The organism is Pseudomonas sp. C8002, from assembly GCF_013385765.1.
Classification (GTDB): Bacteria; Pseudomonadota; Gammaproteobacteria; order Pseudomonadales; family Pseudomonadaceae; genus Aquipseudomonas.
Genome location: NZ_JACAPJ010000003.1, coordinates 1 through 13766, shown reverse-complemented (window position 1 = coordinate 13766; position 13766 = coordinate 1). Strand labels below are relative to the sequence as shown.

The 13766-nt window shown below is 61.3% G+C and carries 15 protein-coding genes; 12 read left to right on the top strand and 3 right to left on the bottom strand.

Annotated elements, in window-relative coordinates; translation table 11 throughout:
• The first annotated feature begins 81 nt into the window (after positions 1 to 81).
• The 7 genes from HX814_RS03350 (at position 82) to HX814_RS03320 (ending at position 7761) form a co-directional block, all read left to right on the top strand.
• Entirely contained in the window at positions 82 to 483 is a 402-nt protein-coding gene (locus HX814_RS03350; RefSeq protein WP_003213000.1) for an ACT domain-containing protein, read from the top strand.
• 5 nt (positions 484 to 488) lie between these two features.
• Entirely contained in the window at positions 489 to 1091 is a 603-nt protein-coding gene (locus HX814_RS03345) for a LysE/ArgO family amino acid transporter (RefSeq protein WP_003212999.1), read from the top strand.
• Positions 1092 to 1266: 175 nt separating this feature from the next.
• The gene (locus HX814_RS03340; protein WP_003212997.1) at positions 1267 to 1863 is read left to right on the top strand and encodes a superoxide dismutase; all 597 of its coding nucleotides are present in this window, start codon (positions 1267 to 1269) and stop codon (positions 1861 to 1863) included.
• A gap of 158 nt (positions 1864 to 2021) precedes the next feature.
• On the top strand, positions 2022 to 2219 hold the full coding sequence (locus HX814_RS03335; RefSeq protein ID WP_003212995.1) for a hypothetical protein: 198 nt from the start codon (positions 2022 to 2024) through the stop codon (positions 2217 to 2219).
• 270 nt (positions 2220 to 2489) lie between these two features.
• On the top strand, positions 2490 to 4541 hold the full coding sequence (locus HX814_RS03330; protein ID WP_003212994.1) for a bifunctional diguanylate cyclase/phosphodiesterase: 2052 nt from the start codon (positions 2490 to 2492) through the stop codon (positions 4539 to 4541).
• 163 nt (positions 4542 to 4704) lie between these two features.
• A complete protein-coding gene (locus HX814_RS03325) occupies positions 4705 to 6042 on the top strand; it encodes an imelysin family protein (protein ID WP_003212990.1) in 1338 nt (445 codons plus the stop codon).
• 264 nt (positions 6043 to 6306) lie between these two features.
• Positions 6307 to 7761 carry a TrkH family potassium uptake protein gene (locus tag HX814_RS03320; protein WP_177008478.1) on the top strand — a complete coding sequence of 485 codons (1455 nt, stop codon included), beginning with the start codon at positions 6307 to 6309 and terminating at the stop codon, positions 7759 to 7761.
• On the opposite strand, the gene HX814_RS03315 is transcribed toward HX814_RS03320, so the two are convergent.
• Positions 7718 to 8773, bottom strand: a complete 1056-nt coding sequence (locus tag HX814_RS03315) for an AraC family transcriptional regulator (RefSeq protein ID WP_003212986.1) — start codon at positions 8771 to 8773, stop codon at positions 7718 to 7720. The genes HX814_RS03320 and HX814_RS03315 overlap by 44 nt on opposite strands.
• 161 nt (positions 8774 to 8934) lie before the next feature.
• Between HX814_RS03315 and HX814_RS03310 the strand changes: the two genes are divergently transcribed.
• Both HX814_RS03310 and HX814_RS03305 read left to right on the top strand, forming a co-directional pair.
• A complete protein-coding gene (locus HX814_RS03310; protein ID WP_003212984.1) occupies positions 8935 to 9246 on the top strand; it encodes a DUF962 domain-containing protein in 312 nt (103 codons plus the stop codon).
• A gap of 33 nt (positions 9247 to 9279) precedes the next feature.
• A complete protein-coding gene (locus HX814_RS03305) occupies positions 9280 to 9864 on the top strand; it encodes an HD domain-containing protein (protein ID WP_003212982.1) in 585 nt (194 codons plus the stop codon).
• Here the strand turns inward: HX814_RS03305 and HX814_RS03300 are convergent.
• A complete protein-coding gene (locus HX814_RS03300) occupies positions 9861 to 11135 on the bottom strand; it encodes an MFS transporter (RefSeq protein ID WP_052024259.1) in 1275 nt (424 codons plus the stop codon). The two genes, HX814_RS03305 and HX814_RS03300, sit on opposite strands and share 4 nt — an antisense overlap.
• Before the next feature lie 362 nt (positions 11136 to 11497).
• Here HX814_RS03300 and HX814_RS31425 point away from each other — a divergent pair, with 362 nt between their 5' ends.
• From HX814_RS31425 to HX814_RS03290, 3 genes are all read left to right on the top strand, one after another.
• Positions 11498 to 11626 carry a hypothetical protein gene (locus HX814_RS31425; protein WP_003212978.1) on the top strand — a complete coding sequence of 43 codons (129 nt, stop codon included), beginning with the start codon at positions 11498 to 11500 and terminating at the stop codon, positions 11624 to 11626.
• A 74-nt stretch (positions 11627 to 11700) separates the two neighbouring features.
• Positions 11701 to 11874 carry a hypothetical protein gene (locus tag HX814_RS03295; protein ID WP_008430977.1) on the top strand — a complete coding sequence of 58 codons (174 nt, stop codon included), beginning with the start codon at positions 11701 to 11703 and terminating at the stop codon, positions 11872 to 11874.
• 86 nt (positions 11875 to 11960) lie between these two features.
• Positions 11961 to 13160: an MFS transporter gene (locus HX814_RS03290; RefSeq protein WP_177008479.1), complete on the top strand. Its 1200-nt coding sequence runs from the start codon at positions 11961 to 11963 to the stop codon at positions 13158 to 13160.
• Here HX814_RS03290 and arfB read toward each other — a convergent pair.
• Positions 13157 to 13570: an alternative ribosome rescue aminoacyl-tRNA hydrolase ArfB gene (arfB, locus tag HX814_RS03285; RefSeq protein ID WP_003212972.1), complete on the bottom strand. Its 414-nt coding sequence runs from the start codon at positions 13568 to 13570 to the stop codon at positions 13157 to 13159. The two genes, HX814_RS03290 and arfB, sit on opposite strands and share 4 nt — an antisense overlap.
• Between the last annotated feature and the right edge of the window lie 196 nt (positions 13571 to 13766).

Here is a 13766-nt window from a genome sequence, read left to right as displayed (position 1 = left end):
GATCAGCAATATTGGTTTTTCTTATACAGCCTTGGACGGGAGAATAGCCAGCATCGCTTCTTCTTATTCAAGGACCTCCACATGGCTGGCGAAACCGCCCTGGCAACCCTGCTGCGCAGCATGAGCCCACAGCTCAATGACGGCGACTACGTGTTCTGCACCCTGGCCGACAGCCGAATCCCCGAAGGTTGCGAGGTGATCGGCAGCTTCCGCGAGCAGGAAGGCCTGACGTTGATCGTCGAGCGCCAGCAGGCCGAGCGGGCCGGACTGGCCTTCGACTATGTGGCTGCGTGGATCACCCTCAACGTGCATTCGGCCCTGGAAGCGGTCGGCCTGACCGCCGCGTTCGCCACGGCCCTGGGCCAGGCCGGGATCAGTTGCAACGTGATTGCCGGCTACTACCACGATCACCTGTTTGTCGGCCGCGCCGATGCCGAGCGCGCCATGACGGTGTTGCGGCAATTGGCGGCGGGCGCGGAGTAAATCCTATGTGGCAAAGCTATATGAACGGCCTGTTGGTGGCCTTTGGTTTGATCATGGCGATCGGCACCCAGAACGCGTTTGTGCTGGCGCAGAGCCTGCGGCGCGAACATCACCTGCCGGTGGCGGCACTGTGCGTGGTGTGCGACGCGATCCTGGTGGCCGCCGGCGTATTCGGCCTGGCCACCGTGCTGGCGCATAACCCGGTATTGCTGGCGATTGCCCGCTGGGGTGGCGCGGCGTTCCTGCTCTGGTACGGTACCCTCGCCCTGCGCCGGGCCTGCTCGAAGCAGAGCCTGGGCGAGGGCGAGAACCTCAAGGTACGCTCGTTGAAGGCGGTGATGCTCAGCGCCCTGGCGGTGACGTTGCTCAACCCCCACGTGTACCTGGACACCGTCTTGTTGATCGGCTCCCTCGGCGCCCAGCAAACCGAACCGGGCGCCTACGTGGCCGGGGCCGCCAGCGCTTCATTCCTGTGGTTCATGACCCTGGCCCTGGGCGCCGCATGGCTGGCACCGTGGCTGGCGCGCCCCGCCACCTGGCGGATTCTGGACCTGCTGGTAGCCGCCATGATGTTCAGCGTGGCCTATCAATTAATCAGCGCAGCGTAGATATTCCAAAACGCTCTGGAACCTCTATCCCACACAGTTGTTGCGTGGTTTTGCCGCACCCCCGGTGCTATGATCCAGCCCCTGCGCCGCAAAGAGTACAAACTCCCCGGCGCTTGTTTGGCCGCCCGTGATCGGCCTTGCGCTCACCGCAACTGACCTGATTAGGAGAATCATCATGGCTTTCGAATTGCCGCCGCTGCCCTACGCACACGATGCCCTGCAGCCGCACATTTCCAAGGAAACCTTGGAATACCACCACGACAAGCACCACAACACCTATGTCGTGAACCTGAACAACCTGGTGCCTGGCACCGAGTTCGAAGGCAAGACCCTGGAAGAAATCGTCAAGTCTTCTTCGGGCGGCATCTTCAACAACGCCGCTCAGGTCTGGAACCACACTTTCTACTGGAACTGCCTGGCGCCAAACGCTGGCGGCCAACCTACCGGCGCACTGGCTGAGGCGATCAACGCTGCCTTCGGTTCGTTCGACAAGTTCAAGGAAGAGTTCACCAAGACTTCCGTCGGCACCTTCGGTTCCGGTTGGGGCTGGCTGGTGAAAAAGGCTGACGGTTCCCTGGCCCTGGCCAGCACCATCGGCGCCGGCAACCCGCTGACCAGCGGCGACACCCCGCTGCTGACCTGCGACGTCTGGGAACACGCTTACTACATCGACTACCGCAACGTGCGTCCAAAGTATGTGGAAGCGTTCTGGAACCTGGTCAACTGGAAGTTCGTGGCTGAGCAGTTCGAAGGCAAGACCTTCACCGCTTAAGTACCGCTTGCAGTAGAAAGAGCCCGGCGATTGCCGGGCTTTTTTGTGGGCGATTACAAATGGAAAAATGCCAGGAAAACGCTGGAACTCATCAAAAGGATTTCGCCACGCAGCATGTAAGAGGAATGTCCCTCTGATTGACTGCAGGAGAACTTGATATGGATCTAGCATCTTTGATCGGCATGGCCCCTCAAGCACTTAACGTGTTCGATAACGTGACAGATAAGGGCCTGGACGTCCTGGACAAAAGCTTGGGCATCCTTGATAAGACCGTGGACATAGCTCGACAGGCCTTGGGGCAAATCGACCCTCAGGCGCAAGACCAGCCACAACCGCCGAAAATTTCGTTTACCTGATGGGCGCTGACGCTCGACGGTTTGTTTCGCTGGCCTGAAAAACCCGCGCTCGTCCTGAAAAGACAGTACAAGAAGTCGGCACGTACGATCCGCCGACTTCGCTCCATGCCAGGCCTGCCTTTCCATTCCCCCTCCCAACGTCTCACCCCCGGACGCGCTCATCTAAACTGCAAAACCTGCCCTGGCCGCAATGTCCCTTTGACTGCCCTCACGGGATTGCCAATACTCATGGCATATTGAGGCTACCCGCATGGAACAAGGAATAACCCTTTGAAGCTGGAACTCAAAAACAGCTTGTCGGTGAAGTTGCTACGGGTGGTACTGCTTTCGGCATTGGCCGTGGGCGTGGTACTGAGCGCGGCGCAGATCGTCTTTGATGCGTACAAGACGCGCCAGGCCGTGGCCGGTGATGCCCAGCGCATCCTCGACATGTTTCGCGACCCGTCCACCCAGGCCGTCTACAGCCTGGACCGGGAGATGGGCATGCAGGTCATCGAAGGCCTGTTCCAGGATGATGCCGTGCGCATGGCCTCCATCGGCCACCCCAACGAAACCATGCTCGCGGAAAAAACCCGCGACCTGCAACAATCCCCGAGCCGCTGGCTGACCGACCTGATCCTGGGCCAGGAACGCACCTTCACCACGCCGCTGGTGGGGCGCGGGCCTTACAGCGAGTACTACGGTGACCTGAGCATCACCCTCGACACCGCCACCTATGGCAAAGGGTTTCTTGTCAGTTCGGTGATCATTTTCATCTCCGGGGTGCTGCGGGCGCTGGCCATGGGGCTGGTGTTGTACCTGGTCTATCACTGGCTGCTGACCAAGCCGCTCTCGCGCATCATCGAGCACCTGAGTTCGATCAACCCCGACCGCCCCAGCGAGCACAAGATCCCGCAGCTCAAGGGCCACGAGAAAAACGAGCTGGGGCTCTGGATCAACACCGCCAACCAGTTGCTCGAATCCATCGAGCGCAATACGCACTTGCGCCATGAGGCGGAAAACAGCCTGCTGCGCATGGCCCAGTACGACTTCCTGACCGGCCTGCCGAACCGCCAGAAACTGCAGGAGCAACTGGACAAGATCCTGATCGACGCCGGCCGCCGGCAACGTCGGGTCGCGGTGTTGTGCGTGGGGCTGGATGACTTCAAAAGCGTCAACGAGCAGTTCACCTACCAGGCCGGCGACCAGTTGCTGCTGGCCCTGGCCGACCGCCTGCGCGCCCACAGCGGCCGCCTCGGCGCCCTCGCCCGCCTCGGCGGCGACCAGTTCGCCCTGGTGCAGGCCGATATCGAGCAGCCCTACGAAGCCGCCGAATTGGCACAAAGCATCCTCGACGACCTGGAAGCCGAATTCGCCCTCGATCACGAACAGATCCGCCTGCGTGCCACCATCGGCATTACCCTGTTCCCGGAAGACGGCGACAGCACCGAGAAGCTGCTGCAAAAAGCCGAACAGACCATGACCCTGGCCAAGAGCCGCTCGCGCAACCGCTACCAGTTCTATATCGCCAGCGTCGACAGCGAAATGCGCCGCCGCCGCGAGCTGGAAAAGGATCTGCGCGACGCCTTGAGCCGCGAGCAGTTTCACCTGGTGTACCAGCCGCAGATCAGCTATCTCGACCACCGTGTGGTGGGTGTCGAAGCGTTGATCCGCTGGCAGCACCCGGAGCACGGCCTGGTGCCGCCCGACCTGTTTATCCCCCTGGCCGAACAGAACGGCACCATCATTGCCATCGGCGAATGGGTACTGGACCAGGCCTGCCGGCAACTGCGGGAATGGCATGACCTGGGCTTCACCGAGCTGCGCATGGCGGTCAACCTGTCGACCGTACAGCTGCACCACGCCGAGCTGCCACGGGTGGTCAACAACCTGCTGCAAATCTACCGCTTGCCGCCGCGTAGCCTGGAGCTGGAAGTCACCGAGACCGGCCTGATGGAAGACATCAGCACCGCCGCCCAGCACCTGCTGAGCCTGCGCCGCTCCGGGGCACTGATTGCGATTGATGACTTCGGCACCGGCTATTCGTCCCTGAGCTATCTGAAAAGCCTGCCGCTGGACAAGATCAAGATCGACAAGAGCTTCGTCCAGGACCTGCTGGATGACGACGACGATGCGACCATCGTGCGGGCGATCATCCAGCTCGGCAAAAGCCTTGGCATGCAGGTGATCGCCGAGGGTGTGGAGACCGCCGAACAGGAGGCCTACATCATCTCCGAGGGTTGCCACGAGGGTCAGGGCTACCACTACAGCAAACCCTTGCCGGCACGGGAGTTGGTGGCCTACTTGAAACAGGCCCAGCGCAATAACGCCGCCATCCTCTGAAGCGATGCCGGCCATCGGGGCCACGCGCACCGATGGCCGGCAAATCGATACTAAATATTTCCTGCTTATAACGCTTTACACAAAATGCAAATCTTTCGCATTATGTCGCAGTTTTGCGCGCCCCCCCGCGTGCCCCATCAACAACCGAAGCAGGATGTTCGCCATGATTCGTATGCCCCTGGCCACCGCCAGCCTTCTCGCCATTGCCATTTCGCTCGCCGGTTGCGGTGAAGGCAAAGACAAGGCCGCCGCGCCTCAAGCCCCGGCCGCCGCCAGCACCACCGCCCCGGCGGCTGCCCCGGCAGGCCAGGTAGACGAGGCCGCCGCCAAGGCTGTGGTCGCGCATTACGCTGACATGGTGTTCGCGGTGTACAGCGATGCCGAGTCCACCGCGAAAACCCTGCAAACCGCGATCGACACTTTCCTTGCCAACCCGAACGACGACACCCTGAAAGCGGCCCGTACCGCTTGGATCGCCTCGCGCGTGCCGTACCTGCAGAGTGAAGTGTTCCGCTTCGGCAACACCATCATTGACGACTGGGAAGGCCAGGTGAACGCCTGGCCCCTGGACGAAGGCCTGATCGACTACGTCGACAAGACCTACGAACACGCCTTGGGCAACCCTGGCGCCACCGCCAACATCATCGCCAACAACGAGATCCAGGTCGGCGAAGACAAGGTCGATGTCAAAGACATCACCCCGGAAAAACTCGCCAGCCTGAATGAGCTGGGCGGTTCCGAAGCCAACGTAGCCACCGGCTACCACGCAATTGAATTCCTGCTCTGGGGCCAGGACCTGAACGGCACCGGCCCGGGCGCCGGCAACCGCCCAGCGTCGGACTACATGACCGGTGATGGCGCCACTGGCGGCCACAACGAGCGCCGCCGCACCTACCTGCGCGCCGTGACTCAACTGCTGGTCAGCGACCTGGAAGAAATGGTCGGCAACTGGAAGCCCAACGTCGAAGACAACTACCGCGCCACGCTGGAAGCAGAACCTGCGACCGATGGCCTGCGCAAGATGCTGTTCGGCATGGGTAGCCTGTCCCTGGGCGAGCTGGCCGGTGAGCGCATGAAGGTTTCCCTGGAAGCCAACTCGCCGGAAGACGAACAGGACTGCTTCAGCGACAACACCCACAACTCGCACTTCTACGACGCCAAGGGTATTCGTAACGTTTACCTGGGTGAGTACACCCGCACCGACGGTACCAAGATGACCGGCGCCAGCCTGTCTTCCCTGGTGGCCAAGGCCGACCCGGCGGCCGATGAAGCGTTGAAGGCTGACCTGGCCTCCACCGAAGCGAAGATCCAGGTGATGGTGGACCACGCCAACAACGGCGAACACTACGACCAGTTGATTGCTGCCGGTAACGACAAAGGCAACCAGATCGTACGTGACGCCATCGCCGCATTGGTGAAGCAGACCGGTTCGATCGAACAGGCTGCTGGCAAGCTGGGCATCAGTGACTTGAACCCGGATAACGCTGATCACGAGTTCTGATCAGTGCCGCGTTGAATGAGGCGACCTTCGGGTCGCCTTTTTTGTGCCTGCCCTCCAAGCTCCATCAACCAGCACAAATCTCCTGTGGGAGCGGGCTTGCTCGCGAAAGCGGTGGGTCAGCCAATGCATCCGTTGACTGATACACCGCTTTCGCGAGCAAGCCCGCTCCCACACTTGATCTGCCACGTCTCCAACGCCCCCCCGGTTTACTTGCCCTGCACCGCAGGTAGAATGGCGCCTTTCCTGTCACCCCGAGCGGACCTCATGGCGTTGCCGACCTTACGGATAATCGGTTTCATTATCGGCATCTTCCTGATCACCCTGGCGATCGCCATGGTCATCCCCATGGCGACCTTGGTGTTTTTTGAACGCACCAGCGACCTGCCGTCGTTCCTCTGGGCCAGCCTGATTACCTTTATCGCGGGCCTGGCACTGGTCATCCCCGGCCGCCCGGAACACGTGCACCTGCGCCCGCGGGACATGTACCTGCTGACCGTCTCCAGCTGGCTGGTGGTGTGCATCTTCGCCGCACTGCCGTTCCTGCTGACCCAACACATCAGCTACACCGACTCGTTCTTCGAAAGCATGTCGGGCATCACCGCCACCGGTTCCACGGTGCTCAGCGGCCTGGACACCATGTCCCCGGGCATCCTCATCTGGCGCTCGCTGCTGCACTGGCTCGGCGGTATCGGCTTTATCGGCATGGCGGTGGCGATCCTGCCGCTGCTGCGCATCGGTGGCATGCGCCTGTTCCAGACCGAATCCTCCGACCGCTCGGAAAAGGTCATGCCCCGCTCACACATGGTGGCGCGCCTGATCGTGGCGGCGTACGTGGGCATCACCATCCTCGGCAGCCTGGCGTTCTGGTGGGCCGGGATGGGGCTGTTCGATGCGATCAACCATGCGATGTCAGCAATTTCCACCGGCGGGTTTTCCACTTCCGACGAATCCCTGGCCCACTGGAAACAGCCGGCGGTGCACTGGGTGGCCGTGGTGGTGATGATCATGGGCAGCCTGCCGTTCACCCTGTATGTGGCCACGATGCGTGGCAACCGCCGGGCACTGATCAAGGATCAGCAGGTGCAAGGCATGCTCGGCTTGCTGCTGGTGACCTGGCTGGTGCTCGGCACCTGGTATTGGTGGACCACCAATCTGCATTGGCTGGAGGCGCTGCGCCACGTGGCGGTAAACGTGACTTCGGTAGTCACTACCACAGGTTTTGCGCTGGGGGACTACAGCATCTGGGGCAATTTCTCGCTGATGCTGTTCTTCTATCTGGGCTTTGTGGGCGGTTGCTCCGGCTCCACGGCTGGCGGGATCAAGATTTTCCGTTTCCAGGTCGCCTACATCCTGCTCAAGGCCAACTTGAACCAGCTGATTCACCCACGGGCGGTGATCAAGCAGAAGTACAACGGCCATCGCCTCGATGAAGAAATCGTGCGGTCGATCCTGACCTTCTCGTTTTTCTTCGCCATCACCATCTGCGCGATCGCCCTGGCCCTGTCGTTGCTGGGCCTGGACTGGATGACCGCACTGACCGGCGCCGCCAGTACCGTGTCCGGCGTGGGCCCGGGCCTGGGGGAAACCATCGGCCCGGCCGGTAACTTCTCCACCCTCCCGGACGCTGCCAAGTGGATCCTGTCATTCGGCATGCTGCTGGGCCGGCTGGAGATCATTACGGTGTTTGTGCTGTGCATTCCGGCGTTTTGGCGTCACTGACAGGCAGCTCATGCAACCGCGCCCGGTACTCGCCGGGCGTGGCATCGAACCAGCGGCGGAACGCACGAAAGAAGTTGCTCGGGTCGGCAAACCCCAACAGGTAGGCAATTTCCAGCAGGGTCATGCTCGGCTGCGCCAGGTATTGCTCGGCCAGTTCGCGGCGGGTGTCGTCGAGCAAGGTCTGGAAACTCGTGCCCTCCTCCTGCAAGCGGCGCTGCAAGGTGCGCTGGGACAGGTGCAACGTCTGCGCAACCACTTCACGCTTGGGCTCGCCCTGGGGCAGCAATCGGCATAGCACCTGCCGCGCCTTGTGGGTCACCCGGCTCTCGGAAAACCGCGCCAGGTACTCCCCGGCAAAACGATCGTGCAACAACGCCATCGCCTCGTTCGCCGTGGGCAACGGCGCTTCCATATCGGCCCGTTCGAAAATCAGCGCGTCATAGGGCGCGTTGAACACCAGCGGTGCATGGAAGGCTTGTTTGTAGGGCGCCAGGTCCGCTGGCTGATCGCCCTGCACCAGCACCTTGCGCGGTTGCAACGTGCGCCCGGTCAGCCAGCCGCATAACGCCAGGGCACTGGCCAGGGACGCTTCGGCACTTTGCCGGGTAGGCGGCAGGTGGTCGCCGTGCACCGTCAGAATCAGCGCATAACCTTCGGGCAACAGGCGGAAACTCAGGTCGGCACTTTCAGCAATGATTCGCTGGTAACGCACCAGCCGCATAAAACCTTCGGCCAGGGTATTGCTGGACATCAAGGCGTAGCCGGCCACATGAAACGATGCCGGGCGCACCACCTTGCCCATGTTCAAGCCAATCGCCGGGTTGCCCGACAGCTCGACCGCGCGCTGCCAGAGCCGGGTCATGGAGTCCTGGGGGAAGCGTGCATCCGGGTCATTCAGCGCGGCGTAATCCAGGCCAAGCTGCTTGAACAAGGCACGGCAATCCAGGCCGTCCATTTCCAGCGCCTTGACTATCCCCATCGCCCAGCTTGCAGAAGTCGTTCGTTCGCTCATGGCGTTTTCTTAACAAGGAAGGCTGAAACGACAGCCAGGAATCCGAAGGATACTAAAGTGGCATCTATTGTCACTGGCTGTTACCACTGATGACTCTAGACTCAAATAAGCTCCCCGCCGAACATCTGTCGGGCAGAACAATAACCAGAGGGCCGACCACTGTGGAAAATGCCAGGCAATTCAACAGCTTCGCCGATTTCTACCCGTATTACCTGAGCGAACACGGCAACAGTACGTGCCGTCGCCTGCACTTTATCGGCACCAGCCTCGTTATCTTCATACTCGCGTTGGCGATCGGCAAAGGTGCGTGGTGGCTGCTGCTGGCGCTGCCGGTGGCCGGCTACAGCTTTGCCTGGATCGGCCATTTCTTCTTTGAAAAGAATCGCCCGGCGACCTTCCAGCATCCGCTGTACAGCCTGTTGGGGGATTTCGTGATGTACCGCGACATGATTCTGGGCAAGGTGCCGTTCTAGCCCCACGCTTGAAGAACAATAAGAGAGGCTTTGATGAACCAGCAGGCCCGTTTCACCCATATGCAGGATGGTACCCAGGAAGACTGGGCGATCATCGCCAAGGATTTCAGTGCTTACGCCCGGCAATTGCCAAGCCGGATCCTGGCGCATCTACGGCTGCTGGAGGGCGACTTCGGCGGCTTCCCGGTGGACCGCCTGACCCACTCGCTGCAAACCGCCAGCCGCGCCTGGCACGATGGCCGGGATGAAGAGTACGTGGTGTGCGCCCTGCTCCACGACATCGGCGACACCCTCGGTTCCTACAACCACCCGGACATCGCCGCCGCGATTCTCAAGCCGTTCGTAAGCGCCGAGAATCTGTGGATGGTGGAGAAGCACGGGATCTTCCAGGGCTACTACTTCTTCCACCACCTGGGGATGGACCGCCACCTGCGCGAGCAATTTGGCGACCACCCGCAGTACCGGCAAACCATCGAGTTCTGCGCGCAGTACGACGCGGCGGCGTTCGACCCGGCCTACGACACCCTGCCGCTGAGCTTCTTCGAGCCGATGCTGGCGCGGGTGTTTGCCCAGCCGAAGAACTCGCTCTACAAGGCGGCGATGGAACGCCAGGGTTAAACCGGCAGCAATGTGCCGCCGTGACCGGTTTGGGTGGCTGGCTCCGGATCTTTGACGATCTCCCGGGCCACCATCAGGATCACGATGGCCGCAATGATGTCGAAAATCGCCAGCACCACAAACAGCGGGCTGTAGCCGACCTTGGTCACCAGCACGCCGAACACCGCAGTAAATGCCGCAGCCCCGATAAACCCGCACATCTGCCCGCCACCGGTGGCGGTGGCCACGTCATTCTTGCCGAATGAGTCCGAGGCGATGGAAAACAGTGCACCCGACAAGGTCTGGTGGGCGAAACCGCCGACACACAGCAGGGCAATCGCGGTGTAGGCACTGTCCACCAGGCCGATGCACGCCGGGCCGATCATGCACAGGCAACCGAACAGCATCACCAGCTTGCGCGAGGTGAACAGCGAGACCTTGAAGTAGCGGTGGAACAACGGGCTCAGGTAGCCACCCAGCACACAGCCAATGTCGGCGGCCAGGAACGGCAGCCAGGCGAACAGCGCCATTTCCTTGATGTTCATGTGCCGCTCGGTCATCAGGTACAACGGAATCCAGGCATTGAACGTCTGCCAGGCCGGCTCCGAGAGCATCCGCGCCGAGGCGATGGCGAAAAAGTTGCGGCTCTTGAGGATGCGCTTCCAGCTGGCTTTCTTCTGCACGCCTTCCTTGAGGTGGGTTTCCTGGCCGGCCTCGATGTACTCACGCTCGGCCTGGGCCAGCAGGCGCTGGTCACGCGGGTGCTTGTACAGCAGCAGCCACAGCCCGCTCCACACCAGGCCGATGCCGCCAACGATCAGGAATGCCAACTGCCAGCCGCTGTGCAAAATCGCCCAGACCACCAGTGGCGGCGCCAACAACGCACCAAACGACGAACCAAAGTTGAACCAGCCGATGGCGACGGAGCGCTCCTTGGCCGGGAACCACTCGGTAATCGCCTTGACGCCGCCGGGGAAGCCCGCCGACTCCGTCAGCCCCAGTGCGCCACGGGCCACTGCCAGGCTCTGCCAACCGGTGGCGAATGCCGCCAGGGCACAGACTACCGACCAGGAGATGGCGAAGATGGCAAAGCCCATCTTGGTACCGATCGCATCGATCACATAACCGGCGATCGGCTGCATCAAGGCGTAGCACACCTGCCAGGCAACAACGATGTGGGAATACTGCTCAGTGGAGATGCTCAGGTCGGTCATCAGCGTGGGGGCTGCGACTGAGAGCGTGTTGCGGGCCAGGTAGTTAATAATCAGGCCGACCGTCATCAGCCCGACCATCCACCAACGGATGCCTTTGATTTTCATCGCTTCACCTTAATTATTTTTAGATTTGAGGCGTACGTTCTGCGACCGAGCGCATCCGTATTACGGGCGCTATAAAACTGTAACGTCATATGTCGTCATACAACTGTTAGCGTTATATTCAGTCCGCAGTACGATGTCAATCCGTGAAGGGTGATGTTGTACGATGACAATCGACACCCCTGTGGCGCCACGTCACTTGCGCGGCGGGATGAAGACGCGTTCATTTTCTGAGATAAAATCTTTCTGTCATTTACAGTGCTGTATCCTGCACAGGCTTTTTGAACGCGCGGAATCACCTGCGATTGATAAAACAGATCTTGCGAGGAGCGACGACGATGCACGAAATCCCTAATCTCCCCTTCCCAAGCCTGCACGAAACTGAGCAGCCAACCCCGCAACAGGCCGGTGCCACCAAGCCCGAGCCCAAAGAGGCAAAACCGGTCGACCGCAAGAGCGAAGACTGAGAGCCGTACCCAGACCGTGTGGAAAGCGTGACATTGCGCGCTTTCCACACCGCCTGAACACCGTGAGCCCCGCCATGACCGACACCACCCCCGATACCGCCCTGCTCGACACTGCCTTGCACATGGTCGACGTATGGAACCGCCTCACCCCGGAAAAACAGGCCCTCCTGCTCAAGCGCTTCGGCACCCAGGAAAACGCCCTCGCCGCGTTGGTAACCACGCAACTGCTCAACCCCGCCGATCGCTAAAAGTTTGCTTTGCTGCCCCCGCACGCGCCCAGCATCGGTATCATAAGCAGCCTATCTTTTCCTGCTGCGACAGTGGACCTCTCCCCATGCCAGATACCCAGCGCCCCATGGCGGTCACGCTGCAAGTCGTTTCCATCGTTTTGTTCACCTTCATCGGCTACCTGAATATCGGCATTCCCCTGGCCGTGTTGCCTGGCTATGTGCACAGCGACCTGGGCTTTGGCGCCGTGATCGCGGGCCTTGTGATCAGCGTGCAATACCTGGCCACTCTGCTGAGCCGGCCCTACGCGGGACGCATCATCGATAACCGCGGCAGCAAGCGCGCCGTCATGTACGGCCTGGCCGGTTGCGGGTTGAGCGGCGTGTTCATGTTGCTCTCGGCGTGGCTGTCACACCTGCCGGCGCTGAGCCTCACCAGCCTGCTGATTGGCCGCCTGGTGCTGGGCAGCGCTGAAAGCCTGGTGGGCTCGGGTTCCATCGGCTGGGGCATTGGCCGGGTGGGTGCGGCGAATACCGCCAAGGTCATCTCCTGGAACGGCATCGCCAGCTACGGCGCCCTGGCCATCGGCGCACCGCTGGGGGTGTTGCTGGTCAGTCATTTCGGGCTGTGGAGCATGGGCGTCAGCATCATCCTGCTGGCGGTGCTGGGCCTGCTGCTGGCCTGGCCGAAAGTCGCCGCGCCGATCGTGGTGGGCGAGCGCCTGCCGTTCATGCATGTGCTGGGGCGCGTGTTGCCTCACGGCTGCGGGCTGGCGCTGGGCTCGATCGGGTTTGGCACCATCGCCACCTTCATCACCTTGTATTACGCGACCCAGCATTGGGATAACGCGGTGCTGTGCCTGAGCCTGTTCGGTGCCAGCTTTATCGGGGCGCGGTTGTTGTTCGGCAATTTGATCAACCGCATTGGCGGGTTTCGCGTAGCGATTGCCTGTTTGTCGGTGGAGACGCTGGGGCTGCTGCTGCTGTGGCTGGCGCCGGATCCTCATTTGGCGTTGGCGGGTGCGGCGTTGAGCGGGTTTGGCTTTTCCCTGGTGTTTCCGGCCTTGGGTGTGGAGGCGGTCAACCTGGTGCCCGCCTCGAGCCGGGGTGCGGCGGTGGGGGCGTATTCGCTGTTTATCGATTTGTCGTTGGGGATCACCGGGCCGTTGGCCGGGGCGATTGCGGCGGGGTTCGGGTTTGCCTCGATCTTCCTGTTTGCGGCGATCGCGGCGTTTGGCGGGTTGCTGTTGAGCCTGTATTTGTATCGGCAGGCGCCGAAGTACCGCGAGGAGCGGGACGCGGCTTAGAAATCAACCTTGCCGCGGCCGGCCTTGATGCTGCCGCGTTTGGTCTTGGATTCGAGGCGGCGCTTCTTTGAGCCCAGGGTGGGTTTGGTGGGGCGGCGTTTCTTTTCGACCTTGGTGGCGCTGAGGATCAGTTCCACCAGGCGCTCGAGGGCGTCGGCGCGGTTTTGTTCCTGGGTGCGGTATTGCTGGGCCTTGAGGATCAGTACGCCTTCGCTGGTGATGCGGGTGTCGCGCAGGGCCAGCAGGCGTTCCTTGTAGAAGTCAGGCAGGGACGAGGCCGGGATGTCGAAACGCAGGTGCACGGCGCTGGAGACCTTGTTGACGTTTTGACCGCCAGCGCCCTGGGCGCGGATGGCTGTCAGCTCGATCTCGGCGTCGGGGAGGTGCACGTTGTTGGATATCACCAGCATTTTTTGATCGGGCCTTGGGGTGGAGGGGTAAGGATACGCCAATGTGTTGGGCTGCTGGGGGCTGGGGGCTGGGTACATATCCGTTATTTGGGTGATGGCTGATATTGGTTCCGCTCTTACAGCGGCTCACTTTTGAACAGCGCAAAAGTAAGCAAAACGCTCTTGCCCCACCACTCGGCACCTCGCCTAGGCTCGG